The following is an 18,400-nucleotide window of genomic DNA, read 5'->3' as shown; positions in this document are numbered from 1 at the left end:
CCGGAACGGTCTCCGTGCCCGCTCCCGTACCGCTCGCCGGCGGGACCCGTACCGTTTTCCTGCTCGCCCACACCGGCCGGGCCGCGGCCGTACGCAGCGCCGAACTGGTCGTCCAGGGGCTGCTGCGCTGCGGCATCGGCGTGCGGGTGCTGGCGGCCGAGGCCGCCGACCTGCCGCTGCCGGACTCCGTCGAGCAGGTGGCCACCGAGCAGTGCGCGGCCGAGGGCTGCGAACTGCTGGTGGTGCTGGGCGGGGACGGGACGCTGCTGCGCGGCGCCGACTTCGCCCGGACGTCCGGCGTCCCGATGCTCGGCGTCAACCTCGGCCGGGTCGGCTTCCTCGCCGAGGCGGAGCGGGACGACCTGGACAAGGTCGTGGACCGGGTGGTGACCCGCTCCTACGAGGTCGAGGAGCGGATGACCCTCGATGTGCTGGTCCGCAACAACGGCACCGTGGTGCACACCGACTGGGCGCTGAACGAGGCGTCGGTGGAGAAGGCCGCGCGCGAGCGGATGCTGGAGGTCGTCACCGAGGTCGACGGGCGCCCGGTGTCCCGCTTCGGCTGCGACGGCGTGGTCTGCGCGACGCCGACCGGCTCGACCGCGTACGCGTTCTCGGCGGGCGGCCCGGTGGTCTGGCCGGAGGTCGAGGCCCTGCTGATGGTCCCGATCAGCGCGCACGCGCTCTTCGCCAAGCCGCTGGTCACCTCCCCGGAGTCGGTCCTCGCGGTGGAGGTCCAGCCCAAGACCCCGCACGGCGTCCTGTGGTGCGACGGCAGCCGCTCGGTCGAACTCCCCGCGGGCGCCCGCGTCGAGGTCCGCCGCGGCGCGGTCCCGGTCCGCCTGGCCCGCCTCCACCACGCCTCCTTCACCGACCGGCTGGTCGCGAAGTTCGCCCTCCCGGTGGCGGGCTGGCGCGGCGCGCCGCACTGACCACTTTCCGGCCGCTCCGCCCTCCCCGGCCCCTGCCGAGGCGGCGGAGCGACCGGTTCCGGTTCAGGGTGCCGTTCTCCTCGGCCGCCCGCCGGTCCGCGGGCGACACGCCGTCCCCGACAGTCGCCATGGTTCTCCCCGTCCCGTCCCGAATTCCGCTCCGTACGGTCGCTTCCCCGTAGGCGTGCACCCGGTGCACGCCTACGGGGAAGCGACCGTACTCATGTGCCCCGTATGCCTGCTCCCGTCAGCCCGGCGTTGCCGTCCGGCCCGGGCCACGGCGTGCGCGCCCGTGTCCGGGGTGGGGTTTTCCCGACCGTTCTGCGCCGGTTCCGGCCCTGTGCGCAGCGATGACGCGGGGGAGGCCGTCGCGGGGCGGCCCCCGGACCTCGTATGGTCGTACCCGTGTTGGAGGAGATGCGGATCCGGTCCCTGGGCGTCATCGACGATGCCGTCATCGAGCTGTCCCCGGGCTTCACGGCGGTGACGGGCGAGACGGGCGCGGGCAAGACCATGGTCGTGACCAGTCTCGGCCTGCTGTTCGGCGGGCGCGCCGACCCCGCCCTGGTACGTGTCGGCGCCAAATCGGCCGTCGTGGAGGGCCGGATCACGGTCGCTCCGGACGCGCCGGCGGCGGTCCGTGCCGAGGAGGCCGGCGCGGAGCTGGACGACGGAGCGCTGCTCATCAGCCGTACCGTCTCCGCCGAGGGCCGGTCACGGGCTCACGTCGGGGGGCGCTCCGTACCGGTCGGGCTGCTCGGTGAGCTGGCGGACGACCTCGTCGCCGTGCACGGCCAGACCGACCAGCAGGGCCTGCTGCGGCCGGCCCGGCAGCGCCAGGCGCTGGACCGTTACGCCGGGGATGCCGTCTCCGTCCCCCTGGAGAAGTACACCGCCGCCTACCGCAGGCTCCGCGACGTGGCCGCCGAGCTGGACGGGCTGACCACCCAGGCCCGCGAGCGGGCCCAGGAGGCGGACCTGCTCCGCTTCGGCCTGGAGGAGATCGCCGCCGTCGAACCGCAGGCGGGCGAGGACACCGAACTGGCCGCCGAGGCCGAGCGGCTCGGCCACGCCGAGGCCCTGGCCGCCGCCGCGAGCGCGGCGCACGGGGCGCTCGCGGGCGATCCGGCGGACCCCGAGGGCGTCGACGCCACCACCCTGGTCGCCGGGGCGCACCGCGCGCTGGAGGCGGTCCGCAGCCACGACCAGGCGCTGGCCGGGCTCACCGACCGGCTCGGCGAGATCGGCATCCTGCTGTCCGACGTGGCGGGCGAGCTGGCCAGCTACGCCGACGGGCTGGACGCCGACCCGCTGCGGCTGGCCGCCGTCGAGGAGCGCCGGGCCGCGCTGACCGGCCTCACCCGCAAGTACGGCGAGGACATCGCGGCCGTGCTCGCCTGGTCCGAGGAGAGCGCCGCGCGCCTCGCCGAGCTGGAGGGCGACGACGACCGGATCGGCGAGCTGACCGCCGAGCGCGACGCGCTCCGCGCCGAACTGGGTGAGCTGGCGCAGGCGCTGACCGACGCGCGCACCGCGTCGGCCGAGCGGTTCGCGGCGGCCGTCACCACCGAGCTGGCCGAACTGGCCATGCCGCACGCCCGGGTGAGCGTGGAGATCCGGCAGACCGAGGTCGCCGAGGACGCGGACGGCGTGGAGGTCGGCGGCCGGAACGTCGCCTACGGGCCGGCCGGCGTCGACGAGGTGGAGCTCTTCCTCGCCCCGCACCCCGGCGCCCAGCCCCGTCCCATCGTCAAGGGCGCCTCCGGCGGTGAGCTCTCCCGGGTGATGCTCGGCATCGAGGTGGTCTTCGCCGGCTCCGACCCCGTACCGACCTACCTCTTCGACGAGGTGGACGCGGGCGTCGGCGGCAAGGCGGCGGTCGAGGTCGGCCGCCGGCTGGCCAGGCTCGCCCGGTCCGCGCAGGTCGTGGTCGTCACCCACCTCCCGCAGGTCGCCGCGTTCGCCGACCGCCAGCTGCTGGTGGAGAAGACCAACGACGGCTCGGTCACCCGAAGCGGCGTCACCGTCCTGGAGGGCGAGGACCGCATCCGCGAACTCTCCCGCATGCTGGCCGGCCAGGAGGACTCCGAGACGGCCCGCGCGCACGCCGAGGAACTGCTGGAGACGGCGAGGTCCGGCCGGTGAGCCGGGGCGGCGCGGTGGCCCGCGTCGCGGGACTGCTGGCGGCGACCGGGGCGGCCCGCGCCGCGTACGAAGGGTTGCGGCGACGGCCGCCGGGCGGCAGCACGCGGTGGCAGCGCACGAATCACGCGGGCCGCGCCGTCGACCTGTTCGGCGGCCCCGCTGCCGCCCTGGGCGCGGCGGCCGCCTTCGCTGCCGCACCAGGACTGTCCGGCCGGACCCGTACGGCGGGCACGCTGGCCGTGCTGGCGGCCGGCGGCTGCGGCGCGTACGACGACGTGGCCGGCGCGGGCGACCCCCGGCGCGGCTTCCGTGCGCACCTGTCCGCACTGCGGCGGGGCGAGGTCACCAGCGGCGCGGTCAAGCTGTTCGGCATCGGCGCCGCCGGCCTCGCGGCGGGCGCGCTCCTCAAGGACCGCCCGGGCGACCGGTTCCTCGCCGGTGCGGTGATCGCGGGCTCTGCCCATCTGGTCAACCTGGTGGACGTGCGTCCCGGCCGGGCCGCCGGTGTGGTCCTCGCGCTCGGCGCCCCCGGCCTGCTGCGCCACGGGACCGGCGGCGTGCTCGCCACCGCCCCGGTGGGCGCGGCGGCGGCGCTGCTCTCCGCCGATCTCGGCGAGCGCACCATGCTCGGTGACACGGGGGCGCACGCCCTGGGCGCCGCGCTCGGCCTCGCGATCGTGGCGTCCAACGGCCGGACGGGCCTCCTCGTCCACGCCGCCGCGCTGACCGCCGCCGCGGCCTCGGGCGACGCCGTCAGCCGCGTCGCAGCGGCGGGCGTCCTCGTCGGATAGCCGGGCGGTCCCGCCGGCCCGGCCACCGCACCACCCCGTCCGGAACGACCGCACGCAGTGGGGTTTGTCCCCCATGTGGGTGGTCCCGGCGGACCGCGTACGCGCCGTCGCACCACAACGGCTTGTCATCAGTGCCGCACGGACGGCACGGACTGGCATTCTGGGCGCGGCGCTCCCGCCCGCCCCACCACCGCACGCCGACCCAGGAGCCCCCGCCCCCGTGAGCAGCACATCCGCCCCGCCGCCCGCGCCCTCCCTGCGCACCGTCCAGGTGCTGGGCCGCGGCAGCGCCGGCAGCGCCGCCCATGTGCACGCGCTGTCGGCGGGGCTCGTCGCGCGCGGGGTGCGGGTGACGGTCTGCGCCGCGCCCGACGCCGAGGACACGTACGACTTCTCCGGCGTGGGGGCCCGCTTCGAAAGGATCCCGCCACGCACGGATCCCGGGAGCATCGCCGCGCTCCGTGCCGCCTGCGCGGACGCCGACGTGGTGCACGCGCACGGGCTGCACGCCGGGCTGCGGGCCTCCCTCGCGCTGCGCGGCCGGCGCGCCCCTCTCGTGGTCACCTGGCACACCAAGGTGCACAGCGAGGGTGCCCGGGCCCGGGTGACGCGCCTGCTGGAACGCCGGGTGGCGCGGGCCTCGGCGGTGGTGCTGGGCTCCTGCGCCGAACTGGTCGGCCGGGCCCGCGAGCGGGGCGCCCGGGACGCGCGGCTGGCACCGCCGGCCGGCCCCCGCCCGCGCACCGACGAGGAGTACGCGCGGGAGCTGGCCAGGCGCGAGAAGCGGCGCGCGGAACTGGGCGCGCTGGGGCGGCCCCTGCTGGTCACCGTCGGCCGGCTGGACGCGCACCAGGGCCACGAGATGCTGCTGGACGCCGCGCACGGCTGGTGCGGGCCGGACCCGCAGCCGCTGGTCGTCGTCGCCGGCGAGGGGCCGCTCCGGCCCGCGCTCCAGCAGCGGATCGACGCGGAGGGACTGCCGGTACTGCTGCTCGGGCGCCGCGACGACGTGCCGGGGCTGCTGGCCGCCGCCGACCTGGTGCTGGCCACGGCGCGCTGGGAGGCCCGGTCGGTACTGGCCCAGGAGGCGCTGCGCGCCGGCGTCCCGCTGGTCGCCACGGACGCCGGCGGCACCCGTGAACTGGTCGGCCGGGCCGCCGAACTGGTCCCGTACGGCGACGCCGCGGCGCTCTCCCGCACGGTCGTGGAACTGCTCGACGACCCGGCCCGGCGAGCGGCCCTCGCCGCCGCCGGCCGCTCCCAGGCCGCCGACTGGCCGACCGAGGACGACACGGTCGCCCAGGTCCTGAGCGTCTACGACGAACTGCAGCAGGCCCGGGACTGAGCGGGGCGGCTACGCAACCTGCACCAGGCCCGGGGCCGAGGGGCGCCGGCGACCGGCCGCGGGCCGGCCCCCGGAAACCAACCGGGAAACCGGCCGCCGGTCAGCCGCCCGTGTCGCGGCATTCCTCGTTGCCGTCGCCGCTGCGGCAGCCGACGGGACCCCGGTACTCGGACGTGGGGACGGTTTCCCGGTGTGCGTCGCGGTACTCAAGTGCGGCAACGGCCAGCGCGCCGAGTGTGAGGAGGGCGGCCGCCAGGGCCTGGGCGACCGCGGCGATCGGTGCCCGGGTGCGGAAGAGGCCGTAGGAGGCGAGGGCCGTGAGCACCGCGAGGACGATGACGGCGATCAGGCCGCCTGCCGTGGCCCGCGCCGTGGCTTCCGTGGCCGCGGCGAAGTCGTCCCCCGTGCCGCCGTGCCCCCAGGCGTACATCCCCGCCGCGAACCAGATGGCCAGCACCAGCCCCGCGTCCACCGCGAGCAGGAGCAGCGCGAGGAGGACGTCGGCGAACGGGTGGAGGCGCCGGGAGCGGGGCGCTGCGGGGGCGGAGGCGGCGGCCATGGCAGCAGTGTCGCGCGAGGGGCCTGCGCCCGCCTGAGTACGGATACTCAAGCCCGCACGCGTCTCCCCGGCCCCGGCCGACGCCCGCGTACCGCTAGCCGCGTTCCGTGTGGCGCCGGGCGTGCAGCGCCAGCCGCAGCCCCAGCACCGTCTGCGGGTCGTCCAGGTCGGTGCCGAGCAGCTGGGAGATCCGGGCGAGCCGGTCGTAGAGGGTCTGGCGGTTGACGTTCAGGTCGCGGGAGGTCTCGGCCTTGCGGCCCGCGCTGGCGAGGTACGCCTCCAGGGTGGGCAGCAGCGGCTGGCGCGCGGTGCGGTCGTGGGCCAGCAGCGGGCCGATCGCCCGCTCCACGAAGTCGCTGAGCATGCCCTCCTCGCCGTGCTCGCGCATCCGCCACAGCAGCAGTTCGATGTCCAGGCGGCGGGCGTCGTACCAGGTCCGCGGCGGCAGCCCCTGGGCCGCGGCGGCTGCCTCGGCCGCGTGTCGCAGACCGGGCCCGGTCGCGGCCCAGTCGCCGGGTACGCCGACCACGACGACGGGGCGCTGTGCCGCGGGCCGGTCCAGGCCGGCCCGTACGACGCCGGCCCGCAGGGCGTCCGCGATCCGGTCGGCCACGCCGTCCCGGTCCTGCCCCTCGCGCACCCCGGCCACCAGCGGCACCCGCCCCTCCACGGGCCGCACGCCGAGCAGCACGGGCGCGCCGAGCGCGGCCAGTTCCTCGCGCAGCGCCTGGGCGAGCAGCGCCCAGCCGGCCGCCGTGGGCAGCCCGGCCGGCAGCCGCATCACCACCGGCAGCAGCGCCGCCTCACCGGACCGGAAGCCCAGCAGCCGGGCCTGGCCGGGCGCTTCGGCCGCGGAGATCCGGCCCTCGGCGAGGTCGGCGAGGAAGTCGCCGCGGCCCCGCGCCGCCAGCCCCTCCTCCTGGCGGGACTGGAGCATGACGACGGCGAGCAGGTCGGCGGCGCGTTCGGCGGCGATGCGGTGGACGGGGGCGAGGGCCGCGTTGACGGGGAGCAGGACGAGCCGGGCCCGTACGGCGTCGGGGCCGTGGCCGCCGCCGGGCACGTCCACCCGCAGGCCCTTCTCGCGCAGCCCCTCCCACGCCTGGAGCGGGTCGGCGTCGGCAGCGCCGCCGTCGTCGGGGCCCGCGGCGTACAGCGGGCTGCCGTCCGGGGCCTCCAGGCAGAGCGGGTTGCCGGTGAAGGCGGCCAGCAGACGCAGCACCTCGGAGGCGCCGCCGCCGCGCAGCAGGACGTCCGTACAGCGGCGCAGCACTTCGTCGGCGCGGCGCATCAGCGTGTAGTGGCTGTTGACGATCTCGGTGTGGATCTCCTCGGTGACCGAGACGTACGGCACCTCGCGGTGCAGCTGGATCAGCGGCAGGCCGCAGGCGCGGGCGCTCTCGACCAGCGCGGTGGGCAGCGACTCGAAACGGGCGCCCAGCTCCACCACGAGCGCGGCGATCCCGCGGTCCGCGAGCTTGCGCACGAAGGCCCGCTGCTCGGAGGGGCGGGCGCCCAGGCCGAGGCCGGTGGTCAGCAGCAGCTCGCCGCCCTTGAGCAACGAGGCGATGTTGGGGACCTCGCCGGCGTGCACCCAGCGGACCGCGCGGTCCAGCCCGTCCTCACCCGTGATCACCTCGGGCAGCCCGCGCCGCAGCGTGGGCAGCTCCAGCGCCCTGCGCACCGTGATCTCGGCTTCGCTCATCACTTCCGGCCCCATGGCGTCGAACGCTACCCGGAGCGGCGGGCGCCCGCCGCCACGGGAGCCCTGGTCGCAGCGGTGCGCCCGGGCCGGTCAGCCCGATTCGCGGACGACCAGCTCGGCCGGGGTGACGACGGGGGAGAGGTCCTCGCCGCCGGAGGCCAGCCGGTGCAGCAGGAGGCCGGCCATCAGGCGGCCCATCTCCTGGACGTCCTGCCGGACCGTGGTCAGCGGCGGGTCCGCCCAGGCCGCCGGGGCGAGGTCGTCGTAGCCGACCACCGCGACGTCCTCCGGGACCCGCCGGCCGCGGCTGCGCAGTGTACGCAGGGCCCCGGTGGCCATCAGGTCCGAGCAGGCGAAAACGGCGTCGAGGTCCGGCTCGGTGTCCAGCAGCGCGGCCATGGCGCGCTCGCCGCCCTCCGCGGTGAAGCCGCCGTCGGCGATCAGCCGCTCGTCCACGCCCGGCGCGCCCGGCCCGCCGAGCGCCTCGCGGTAGCCGTCCAGCCGGTCCTGGGCCGAGGTCTGGTCCAGCGGGCCGGTGATGACGGCGATGCGGCGCCGGCCCCGGGAGAGGAGGTGGCGAACGGCCTGCCGCCCGCCGTCACGGTTGTCGGTGTCGACGTACAGCGGCCGGGCACCGGCGGGTCCGGCGGCCGTCCAGTCAGGGCGGCCGCCGAAGACCGTGGGCAGCCCCGAGGCCTCGGCCATCGCGGGCAGCGGGTCGGCGCTGTGCAGCGAGAACATCAGCGCGCCGTCGACGTGCCCGCCCGAGAGATAGCGGCCGATGCGTTCGTGGTCCCGGTCGCTCTCCACCATCAGCAGCAGCAACTGGGTGTCGGCGGCGGCCAGTTCACGGCCGATGCCGCGCAGCTGCTGGGCGAAGAAAGGGTCGGAGAAGACCCGGGTCTCGGGCTCGGCGATGACCACGGCGACGGCTCCGGTACGCCGGGTGACGAGCGAGCGCGCCGCGCTGTTGGGGACATATCCCAGCTCGGCGACGGCCTGCCGGACCTTCTCGCGGATCTCGGTGCGGACGCCGGGGCCGCCGTTGACGACGCGGGAGACGGTGGCGCGGGAGACGCCGGCCAGCGCGGCCACCGCCTCCAGGGTCGGCCGTGGGCCGCCGGACACGGACATCTCGAACTCCTCTCGTCTCGCGGTGGGTTGACGGTACCGCCAGAAGTGGGCAGGGTGACCCTACTTCATGTGAGAGCGCTCTCACCCCTCCCCCCACAAGGAGCCGTCTCATGATTTCTCGTCGCGCCCTGCTCGGCGGTCTCGCCGCGAGCGCCGCCGCCGGCACCGGTCTCACCCTGGCCGGCCGGGCCATCGGAGCGCCCGCACCGGTCCGCACCAAGGCCGCAGGGCTCCCCCTGGAGATCGTCAACAACTCCGGTGAGTTCGGCAACTCATCGGTGTACGTCTACATCGTCGGCAACGACGGCAGCCAGCAGGTCCGCGTCACGCCCGAGGGCGAACTGAAGCCGGTCGCGGTCTCCGACAACGGCTCGGACGGGTTCACCGACTACGCGATACCGCTCGCCGGGAGCGGCACCACCGCCCTCACGCTGCCGAAGATGTCAGGCCGGATCTACACCTCGCTGGGCGGCAAGCTGAAGTTCAAGGCCGTCGAGGACGGCAACGGCAAGGCCGCGCTCGCCTATCCGGCGGGCTGGGTGGACTCCGACCCCAACTTCGGGGTGCTGCACGACTGCGCGGAGTTCACCTACAACGACGGCGGAATGTACTGCAACACCACGATGGTGGACATGTTCAGCGTGCCGCTGGCGATCAAGCTGACCGGTGCCAAGGACCAGACGGCGGGGCTGCTGAAGGACGGCGCCCGGGACAAGATCTTCTCCGACCTGGCGGGCGTCGAGGGCTTCGGCAAGCTCGTGATCGACGACAAGCGGGTCATCGCCCCCGGACACGGCCTGGGTGCCGGGAGGTTCGACGAGAACTACCTGGCCGCCGCCATCGACGAGGCATGGGCCGCCTACGAGTCCAAGGACCTGAAGATCACCACCAACGCCGGGACGTTCACCGGCCGCACCTCCGGCGGGAAGCTGTCCTTCACCGGCCCGGCGTCCGTCTCCTTCGACAAGCCGAGCACCAAGGACGTGCTCTTCTGCGACGGCAAGCTCGCCGCGCCCAACGACGGTACGACGGGCCCGGTCGCCGCGATCCTCGGCGCCGCGCTCAACCGGGCCACCCTCACCTCGCACGCCGAGCAGCCCACCACCGACCCCGCCGCCTTCTACCAGCAGAAGCTCGCCAACCACTACGCACGGGTGATGCACGACGCCACGCAGGACGGCAAGGCGTACGGCTTCGCCTTCGACGACGTCGCCGGCTTCGCCTCGTACATCGAGGACGGCGCGCCCAGCAAGTTCACGCTCACGCTGACGCCGTTCTGACCGGCGCGGCCCCATGAGCCAGGGCTCCGGCCGTGCCGCAGCGGCACACGGCCGGAGCCCTGTTCGTCGTGCGCGGGCCGCTCAGCCCCCGTACGCCCCGCTGGCCGTCAGGCGCAGGGCCGTGTCGATCAGCGGGACGTGGCTGAACGCCTGCGGGAAGTTGCCCACCTGGCGGCCGGACTCGGAGTCCCACTCCTCGGCCAGCAGCCCCAGATCGTTGCGGAGCGAGAGCAGCTTCTCGAAGAGCTTGCGAGCCTCCTCGACCCGGCCGATCATCGCCAGGTCGTCGGCGAGCCAGAACGAGCAGGCCAGGAACGCGCCCTCGTCGCCCTCCAGGCCGTCCACGTTCTCCTCGCCGGCGTCGGCGGAGGTCGGATAGCGCATGATGAAGCCGTCGGGCGTGGCCAGCTCCCGCTGGATCGCCTCGATCGTGCCGATGACGCGCTTGTCGTCCGGCGGGAGGAAGCCCATCTGCGGGATGAGCAGCAGCGAGGCGTCCAGCTCCTTGGAGCCGTAGGACTGGGTGAAGGTGTTGCGCTCCGGGTCGTAGCCCTTCTCGCACACGTCCCGGTGGATCGTGTCGCGCAGCTCCTTCCAGCGCTCCAGCGGGCCCTCGACGTCCCCGGACTCCATCAGCTTGATGGTGCGGTCCACCGCGACCCAGGTCATGACCTTGGAGTGCACGAAGTGCCGGCGCGGCCCGCGCACCTCCCAGATGCCCTCGTCCGGCTCGTCCCAGTGCTGCTCCACCCAGCGGATCAGCTTCAGCTGGAGCAGTGAGGCGTAGTCGTTGCGGGCCAGGCCCGTCATGTGCGCGAGGTGCAGCGCCTCGATGACCTCGCCGTACACGTCCAGCTGGAGCTGGCCGGCGGCGCCGTTGCCGACCCGGACCGGCCGCGAGTTCTCGTACCCCGGCAGCCAGGTCAGCTCGTTCTCGCCCAGCTCCCGCTCGCCGGCGATGCCGTACATGATCTGCAGGTTCTCCGGGTCGCCCGCCACCGCGCGCAGCAGCCACTCGCGCCAGGCGCGTGCCTCGTCGCGGTAGCCGGTGCGCAGCAGTGAGGAGAGCGTGATCGCGGCGTCCCGGAGCCAGGTGAAGCGGTAGTCCCAGTTGCGGGAGCCGCCGATGTCCTCGGGGAGGGAGGTGGTGGGGGCCGCGACGATGCCGCCGGTGGGCGCGTAGGTCAGCGCCTTCAGCGTGATCAGCGAGCGGATCACCGCGTCCCGGTAGGGGCCGTGGTACGTGCACTGCGCGACCCACTCGCGCCAGAAGTCCTCGGTGGCGGCGAGCGCGTTCTCCGGTTCGGGCAGCGGCGGCTGCTCGTGGTGCGAGGGCTGCCAGCTCATGGTGAACGTGATCCGCTGCCCGGCCTCGACCGCGAAGTCGGAGTATGTGGTCAGGTCCTCGCCGTGGGTCTCGGCCGTGGTGTCGAACCACACCGAGTCCGGGCCCGCGACGGCGGCCGTGCGGCCGTCGACCTGGTGCACCCACGGCACCACCCAGCCGTAGGAGAAGCGCATCCGCAGCGAGGAGCGCATCGGCACCCGGCCGCTGACGCCTTCCACGATGCGGATGAGCTGCGGGGCGCCCTCGCGCGGCGGCATGAAGTCGATCACGCGCACCGTGCCGTCGGGGGTTTCCCACTCCGACTCCAGGATCAGCGAGTCGCCGCGGTACCGGCGGCGGTCGGAGGGCGCCGGAGCGCCTTCCGCTTCCGCGGCCGGCCCCAGCCGCCAGAAGCCGTGCTCCTCGGTGCCGAGGAGGCCCGCGAACACCGCGGGCGAGTCGAACCGGGGGAGGCACAGCCAGTCGACCGTGCCGTCCCGGCAGACGAGTGCGGCGGTCTGCATGTCGCCGATGAGTGCGTAGTCCTCGATGCGCCCGGCCACGTACAACTCCCGTTCGAACTGGGGTGACGCCCCCCGTGGGACGTGTCGGTCTTCCGTCCTGCTCAGTTGAGAACCCCGCCGAGCTGCTGGTCCGGTGTGCGGGTCGGGACGGTGCCGTTCCGGACGGCTCTGCGCGAGTGCCCGAGCAGGATACGACGCGTACGGAAGATCCGCGCGGCCCTCCGCTTTCCGGAGCTGGGCCGAACGGGTGGCCTCCGTCACGTCGGGCCCCGGATACGGGGAGCGATCCATTCCGCCCCGCGCGGGCGGGAGCGACCACGCTCCGTCGCTGATAGCCTGGTACCCCGTGGACCGGTGGGCCGGAAGAAAGACCCGGAACCCCCCGACCGCAGCGACGGCACCCCGTGGAATCCGGGATCGCGCCGCTCCGCTTTTCACTTCGCGACCACGGGAGCTTCCTCTTGGCCATGCCGCCCAAATCATCGACGACCAAGCACATCTTCGTCACCGGGGGCGTCGCGTCCTCGCTCGGCAAGGGGCTCACCGCCTCCAGCCTGGGTGCGCTGCTCAAGGCGCGGGGCCTGCGGGTCACGATGCAGAAGCTGGACCCGTACCTCAACGTCGACCCCGGCACGATGAACCCCTTCCAGCACGGCGAGGTGTTCGTCACCAACGACGGAGCCGAGACCGACCTGGACATCGGCCACTACGAGCGCTTCCTGGACGTCGACCTCGACGGCTCCGCGAACGTCACCACCGGCCAGGTCTACTCCACCGTGATCGCCAAGGAGCGGCGCGGCGAGTACCTGGGCGACACCGTGCAGGTCATCCCGCACATCACCAACGAGATCAAGCACCGCATCCGGCGGATGGCGACCGACGACGTCGACGTCGTCATCACCGAGGTCGGCGGCACGGTCGGCGACATCGAGTCGCTGCCGTTCCTGGAGACCGTGCGCCAGGTCCGCCACGAGGTCGGCCGGGACAACGTCTTCGTCGTGCACATCTCGCTGCTCCCGTACATCGGCCCGTCCGGCGAGCTGAAGACCAAGCCGACCCAGCACTCCGTCGCCGCGCTGCGCAACATCGGCATCCAGCCCGACGCGATCGTGCTGCGCGCCGACCGCGAGGTGCCCGTCTCCATCAAGCGCAAGATCTCGCTGATGTGCGACGTGGACGAGGCCGCCGTCGTGGCCTGCAAGGACGCGCCGTCGATCTACGACATTCCCAAGGTGCTGCACACCGAGGGCCTGGACGCCTACGTCGTCCGCAAGCTGGACCTGCCGTTCCGTGACGTGGCCTGGGCCCAGTGGGAGGACCTGCTGGACCGCGTCCACAACCCGGACCACGAGGTCAAGGTCGCGCTGGTCGGCAAGTACATCGACCTGCCCGACGCCTACCTCTCGGTCTCCGAGGCGATGCGGGCCGGCGGCTTCGCCAACCGCGCCCGCGTGAAGATCAAGTGGGTCACCTCGGACGACTGCCGCACCCCGGCCGGCGCCCAGGCGCAGCTCGGCGACTGCGACGCCATCCTGATCCCCGGCGGGTTCGGCGAGCGCGGCGTGGAGGGCAAGCTGGAGGCCATCACCTACGCCCGCGAGAACAAGGTCCCGCTGCTGGGCATCTGCCTGGGCCTGCAGTGCGTCGTCATCGAGGCGGCGCGCAGCCTGGCGGGTGTCAAGGGCGCGAACTCCACCGAGTTCGACCCGGCCGCGGCCGACCCGGTCATCTCGACCATGGCCGAGCAGCTGGACATCGTCGCCGGCGAGGGCGACATGGGCGGCACGATGCGGCTCGGCATGTACCCGGCCAAGCTCGCCGAGGGCTCCATCGTCCGCGAGGTCTACGGCGACGAGCAGTACGTCGAGGAGCGCCACCGCCACCGCTACGAGGTCAACAACTCCTACCGCGGTGAGCTGGAGAAGAAGGCGGGCCTGCTGTTCTCCGGCGTCTCCCCGGACAACAAGCTGGTGGAGTACGTCGAGTACCCGCGCGAGGTGCACCCCTACCTGGTCGCCACGCAGGCGCACCCGGAGCTGCGCTCCCGCCCGACCCGCCCGCACCCGCTCTTCGCGGGCCTGGTGAAGGCGGCCGTGCAGCGGCAGGAAGAGGCGCGGAAGACCGGCAAGGCCGCCGGTAAGTAGAGAACCGGCCGACCGATACGGTTACCGGGGTGCGGGCTTTGCGGCCCGTACCCCGGTTTCTGCTTGTTTGGGAGGATCGCATGGCCATCAAGGACACCCCCGAGGAGTGGCGGATCACCGCGACGGCGACCCCGTTCACCGGCAACAAGACCAGCGTCCGCACGGACGAGGTCGTCATGCCGGACGGGTCCACCGTGAAGCGGGACTACCAGGTCCACCCCGGATCGGTGGCCGTTCTGGCCCTGGACGGCGAGGGCAGGGTCCTGGTGCTGCGCCAGTACCGGCACCCGGTACGGCACAAGCTCTGGGAGATCCCGGCCGGCCTGCTGGACATCCCGGGCGAGAACCCGCTGCACGCCGCCCAGCGCGAGCTGTACGAGGAGGCGCACGTCAAGGCCGAGGACTGGCGGGTGCTGACCGACGTCTACACCACGCCCGGCGGCTGCGACGAGGCCGTACGGATCTTCCTGGCCCGCAACCTGTCCGAGGCGGAGGGGGAGCGCTTCGAGGTCGAGGAGGAAGAGGCCGACATGGAGCTGGCGCGGGTGCCGGTCGCCGACCTCGCGCGTGGCGTGCTGGCGGGTGAGCTGCACAACAACTGCCTGGTCGTCGGCGTGCTGTCGCTGCTGGCCGCGCAGTCGGGTGACGGCCTGGACGCGCTGCGCCCGGCCGAGGCGCCCTGGCCGGCCCGCCCGTTCCAGCCGTGACGACGGGTCCGTTCCCGGGCCCGTTCCCCGAGTGACGGAAGGTTCCCGGGAGCACCGCGGGACCTTACCGGAATCTTGTCTCCCATTTTTGTCAGATTTACACGGTATGTCCGCCGTGATCCACGCCTCCCGTGAACTACGCTCGACAAATCCCGGCCGTACAGGCGGCCGGCTCGTACGCGCGCAAGTGAACGGGAGCGTGGCCCGTGGCGGAGCAGGCGGTGGACACCGGACGGTCGGTGACGGCGTCGGGGGCCGGACGAAGAGGAGCGGGCCGGACCGGCGCCCCGGCGGCCGCCCCGCCTGCGCCCTTCTTCGCCGGCCGCAGCCGCGAACTGGCGGCCCTGCGCAGCGACATCGAACGCGCCGGACTGGACACCCTCTCCGGCCGCAAGGGCGCCCGCAGCCGGGTGCTGCTGATCGCCGGCCGGCCCGGCTCGGGCCGCAGCGCCCTGGCCGCCGAACTCGCCCGGCAGCTGGCCGGCGACTACCCGGACGGCGTGCTGCGCTGCCGGCTGAGCACCATCGACGGCCGGCCCGTGCCCACCGCGTCCGTCGCCCGCGACCTGCTCACCCAGCTCGGCGAGCGGGTGCCGGCGGGCGCGGAGGAGGACGAGCTGGCCGAGGCGCTGCGCGGCGCGCTGGCCGACCGGCGCGCGCTGCTCCTGCTGGACGACGCGGCCGGCGCCGAGCAGGTCTACCCGCTGCTGCCGGACGCCCCGGGCTGCCTGGTCCTCGGCGTCTCCGAAGGGCCGCTGACCGGCATCACCGACGTCCGGCCCTGCACCCTCGGCGGCCTGGACACCGCGGCCGGGGTGGAGATCCTCACCCGGTACGCGGGCAGCGTCCGGATCACCGTCGACCCGCGCACCGCCGAGCAGGTCGTCCAGGACTGCGGCGGCCAGCCCGCCGCCCTGGTGCTGGCCGGCGGCTGGCTCGCGACCCACCCCAAGTCCTCCCTCTCCGACCTGCGGCGGACGCTGTTCCTGCTGCCGCCCGGCGAGGAGGACGCGGTACCGGTGCCCCGGTCGCTGTCCCGCGCCTTCCGGATGGCGTACGAAGGGCTGCCGGCGCCCGCCGCCCGCATACTGCGGCTGCTCTCCCTCGCCCCGGCCGGCCTCGTCGACGCGCACACGGCGTCCGCGCTGGCCGGCTGCTCGGTGGAGGCCGCCGAATCCACCCTGCGGGACTTCGCGGCCATGGGAGCGCTCCGACCGGTGGCGCCCGAGGGTGCCGCCGGGGACGAGGACACCTCGGCCGACGGGCCCGACCCGATGGCCGCGCTCCCGCCGCAGTACCGGGTGCCCGGCTGCCTCGCACCGCTGCTGCGCGCCCGGCTCCAGGCCCATGAGCGCCCCGCCGAGATCCAGCTCTCCCGCGCCCGGATGCTGGAGCGCACCGTACGGCAGCTGGTGTCCTGCCGGGCGATGGGGGAGCCCGCCGGGTCCCCGGCCCGCGAACGGACCTCCGGGCTGCCGCGGTCGCTGCGCTTCGGGTCCGTCCCCGAGGCCGCGGCCTGGCTGCGCACCCGCCGCCCGGCCCTGCTGGACTCGGCCCGGATCGCCGTCGCGGACGGTGAGCTGGACACGCTGGACCGGCGGCTGATGGCCGCGCTGGTACGGGCGCTGCTCGCCCACGAGAACGCCGAGTCGGCGGCCCCCGACCTGTACGGGCTGCACCTCCTGGTCCTGGAGGTCGCCGAGCGGCGCGCCCTGGCCCGCGAGAAGGCCGCGGCGCTGCTGAACCTCGGCGACCTGGACGCCCAGTCCGGCCGGTCGGAGAAAGCGCTGAGCCGGTACCGGGGCGCGCTGGAGTCGGCCCGCGCGGTGAAGGACGCGGTGGCGACCGGCCGCGCACTGGAGTCGCTGGGCGCCACGTACGCCGAGCTGGCGGACTGGCACCGGGCCGCCGACTGGTACGGGCGGGCGCTGGAGCTGCGGCTCTCCCGCGGCCACACGGCCGAGGCGGCCCGGCTGCACGGCCGGCTGGGCGCGGTGCACACGCAGGCGGGCCGCTGGGCCGAGGCGCTCCGCGAGTGGCGGGCCGCACACGGGGCGTACCGCAGGGCCGGTGACGCCGTGGGGCTGGCGCGCGCGATGGGGGAGACGGCGCGGGTGCAGGAGTACGCCGGGCGGCCCGAGCAGGCGCTGCGGACCTGCTTCGAGGCGCTGGAGCTGGCCAGGAAGGCGTCGGACGGGCGGTTGGAGGCGGCGCTCCAGCTGCGGATTGCGGACACCTTCGAACGGCTCGGCGATCCGGCGGCGGCAAGGCTGCACAGGGGCCTGGGAGAGGGACTCCTCGCAGACCACCCGGCCTGACCTACGAAATCGATGGCGGTTCACGGAAAACTAATTGCTTTGCAAGGCTAGACAACAAGAGCTCCTTCAATAGACTGGCAGAGCCGCGGCTCTCGCGGTCACATCCGTCATGCGTCTGTATGAGCGGATATTTCTCTGCAAGCTCTCATTCAAGGACCGTGATCGACGTGAAGGTCGGCATCCCCCGCGAGGTCAAGAACAACGAGTTCCGGGTGGCTATCACGCCTGCCGGTGTCCACGAGCTCGTCCGCAACGGCCACCAGGTCTTCGTCGAGAAGGACGCCGGGCTCGGCTCCTCCATCACCAACGAGGAGTACGTCGGCGCCGGCGCGAACATCCTCGGGACCGCCGACGAGGTGTGGGCCACCGCCGACCTGCTGCTGAAGGTCAAGGAGCCCATCGCCGAGGAGTACCACCGGCTCCGCAAGGACCAGACGCTCTTCACCTACCTGCACCTGGCGGCCTCCCGCGAGTGCACGGACGCCCTGCTGGAGTCCGGCACCACCGCGATCGCCTACGAGACCGTCGAGACCGCCAACCGCGCGCTGCCGCTGCTGGCCCCGATGTCCGAGGTCGCGGGCCGCATCGCCCCGCAGGTCGGCGCTTACCACCTGATGCGCCAGGCCGGCGGCCGCGGCGTGCTGCCCGGCGGCGTCCCCGGCGTCCACGCGGGCAAGGCCGTCGTCATCGGCGGTGGTGTCTCCGGCTGGAACGCCGTGCAGATCGCCGTGGGTCTCGGCTTTCACGTCACGCTGCTCGACAAGGACATCAACAAGCTCCGCGAGGCCGACAAGATCTTCGGCACCAAGGTGCAGACGATCGTCTCCAACGCCTTCGAGCTGGAGAAGGCCGTCGTCGAGGCCGACCTCGTCGTCGGTGCCGTCCTCATCCCGGGCGCCAAGGCCCCGAAGCTGGTCACCAACGAGCTCGTCGCCAAGATGAAGCCCGGAAGTGTCCTTGTCGACATCGCGATCGACCAGGGCGGCTGCTTCGAGGACTCGCGTCCGACCACGCACGCCGAGCCGACCTTCCAGGTCCACAACTCGGTCTTCTACTGCGTCGCCAACATGCCGGGCGCGGTGCCGAACACCTCCACCCACGCGCTCACCAACGCGACGCTGCCCTACATCGTCGAGCTGGCCAACCGCGGCTGGGTCGAGGCGCTCCGCCGGGACGCCGCGCTGGCCAAGGGTCTCAACACCCACGACGGCAAGGTCGTCTACGCCGAGGTCGCCGAGGCGCACGGCCTGGAGTCCGTCGAGCTGAGCACGCTGCTGGGCTGATTCGTCAACACGGCGCGTCAACACCACGCGCACGGCCGGGCCTTGAGACTTTCGGGCCCGGCCGGTCGCGTTTGCGACAGATTTCCGAACCCGTCCGTGACGGGCCTCCGCCGAGCCCTCCGCAACTCGTAACGAACGTCTCTCTTCGACCCTTTCGCACACCCCCGAAACCTCACGGATGTGTGCCGCGCGCCCTTGACATCGGG

The 18,400-nt window shown here is 73.9% G+C and carries 13 protein-coding genes; 9 read left to right on the top strand and 4 right to left on the bottom strand.

What is annotated here, in order from left to right; all coding sequences use genetic code 11:
• Positions 1-14: 14 nt before the first annotated feature.
• The 4 genes from ACIGQF_RS06690 to ACIGQF_RS06675 all read left to right on the top strand — a co-directional run bounded on the left by ACIGQF_RS06690 (position 15) and on the right by ACIGQF_RS06675 (position 5,213).
• Positions 15-932: an NAD kinase gene (locus ACIGQF_RS06690; RefSeq protein WP_361563191.1), complete on the top strand. Its 918-nt coding sequence runs from the start codon at positions 15-17 to the stop codon at positions 930-932.
• 393 nt (positions 933-1,325) lie between these two features.
• A complete protein-coding gene (gene recN, locus ACIGQF_RS06685; protein WP_399706298.1) occupies positions 1,326-3,077 on the top strand; it encodes a DNA repair protein RecN in 1,752 nt (583 codons plus the stop codon).
• A complete protein-coding gene (locus tag ACIGQF_RS06680; RefSeq protein WP_399706295.1) occupies positions 3,074-3,868 on the top strand; it encodes a hypothetical protein in 795 nt (264 codons plus the stop codon). The genes recN and ACIGQF_RS06680 overlap by 4 nt, the downstream gene beginning before the upstream one ends.
• Positions 3,869-4,088: 220 nt before the next feature.
• A complete protein-coding gene (locus ACIGQF_RS06675) occupies positions 4,089-5,213 on the top strand; it encodes a glycosyltransferase family 4 protein (RefSeq protein ID WP_399706293.1) in 1,125 nt (374 codons plus the stop codon).
• A 100-nt stretch (positions 5,214-5,313) separates the two neighbouring features.
• Here ACIGQF_RS06675 and ACIGQF_RS06670 read toward each other — a convergent pair whose 3' ends face one another.
• From ACIGQF_RS06670 to ACIGQF_RS06660, 3 genes are all read right to left on the bottom strand, one after another.
• Positions 5,314-5,772: a DUF6234 family protein gene (locus ACIGQF_RS06670; RefSeq protein ID WP_399706290.1), complete on the bottom strand. Its 459-nt coding sequence runs from the start codon at positions 5,770-5,772 to the stop codon at positions 5,314-5,316.
• 94 nt (positions 5,773-5,866) lie between these two features.
• Entirely contained in the window at positions 5,867-7,492 is a 1,626-nt protein-coding gene (locus ACIGQF_RS06665) for a PucR family transcriptional regulator (protein ID WP_399706287.1), read from the bottom strand.
• A 75-nt stretch (positions 7,493-7,567) separates the two neighbouring features.
• Positions 7,568-8,611 (bottom strand): LacI family DNA-binding transcriptional regulator, encoded by a 1,044-nt coding sequence (locus ACIGQF_RS06660; protein WP_399706284.1) that lies wholly within the window; start codon positions 8,609-8,611, stop codon positions 7,568-7,570.
• A gap of 110 nt (positions 8,612-8,721) precedes the next feature.
• Between ACIGQF_RS06660 and ACIGQF_RS06655 the strand changes: the two genes are divergently transcribed.
• Complete coding sequence (locus ACIGQF_RS06655; protein ID WP_399706282.1) at positions 8,722-9,891, top strand: beta-1,3-glucanase family protein; 1,170 nt, start codon at positions 8,722-8,724, stop codon at positions 9,889-9,891.
• Positions 9,892-9,972: 81 nt separating this feature from the next.
• Here the strand turns inward: ACIGQF_RS06655 and ACIGQF_RS06650 are convergent, their stop codons facing one another.
• A complete protein-coding gene (locus ACIGQF_RS06650; protein WP_399706279.1) occupies positions 9,973-11,781 on the bottom strand; it encodes a glycoside hydrolase family 15 protein in 1,809 nt (602 codons plus the stop codon).
• A 428-nt stretch (positions 11,782-12,209) separates the two neighbouring features.
• Between ACIGQF_RS06650 and ACIGQF_RS06645 the strand changes: the two genes are divergently transcribed.
• From ACIGQF_RS06645 to ald, 4 genes are all read left to right on the top strand, one after another.
• Positions 12,210-13,886: a CTP synthase gene (locus tag ACIGQF_RS06645; protein WP_399706277.1), complete on the top strand. Its 1,677-nt coding sequence runs from the start codon at positions 12,210-12,212 to the stop codon at positions 13,884-13,886.
• 80 nt (positions 13,887-13,966) lie between these two features.
• Positions 13,967-14,593 carry an NUDIX domain-containing protein gene (locus ACIGQF_RS06640; protein ID WP_399706275.1) on the top strand — a complete coding sequence of 209 codons (627 nt, stop codon included), beginning with the start codon at positions 13,967-13,969 and terminating at the stop codon, positions 14,591-14,593.
• A 206-nt stretch (positions 14,594-14,799) separates the two neighbouring features.
• Positions 14,800-16,911, top strand: coding sequence for a tetratricopeptide repeat protein (locus ACIGQF_RS06635; RefSeq protein ID WP_399706272.1), 2,112 nt, complete (start codon positions 14,800-14,802; stop codon positions 16,909-16,911).
• Positions 16,912-17,078: 167 nt separating this feature from the next.
• Positions 17,079-18,194, top strand: a complete 1,116-nt coding sequence (gene ald / locus ACIGQF_RS06630; RefSeq protein ID WP_361563597.1) for an alanine dehydrogenase — start codon at positions 17,079-17,081, stop codon at positions 18,192-18,194.
• Positions 18,195-18,400: the final 206 nt, after the last annotated feature.

The organism is Streptomyces sp. NPDC053560 (assembly GCF_044544605.1).
Taxonomy (GTDB): domain Bacteria; phylum Actinomycetota; class Actinomycetes; order Streptomycetales; family Streptomycetaceae; genus Streptomyces.
The sequence above is the reverse complement of the archived record's forward strand: the minus strand, read 5'-3'. Positions and strand labels throughout refer to the sequence as shown.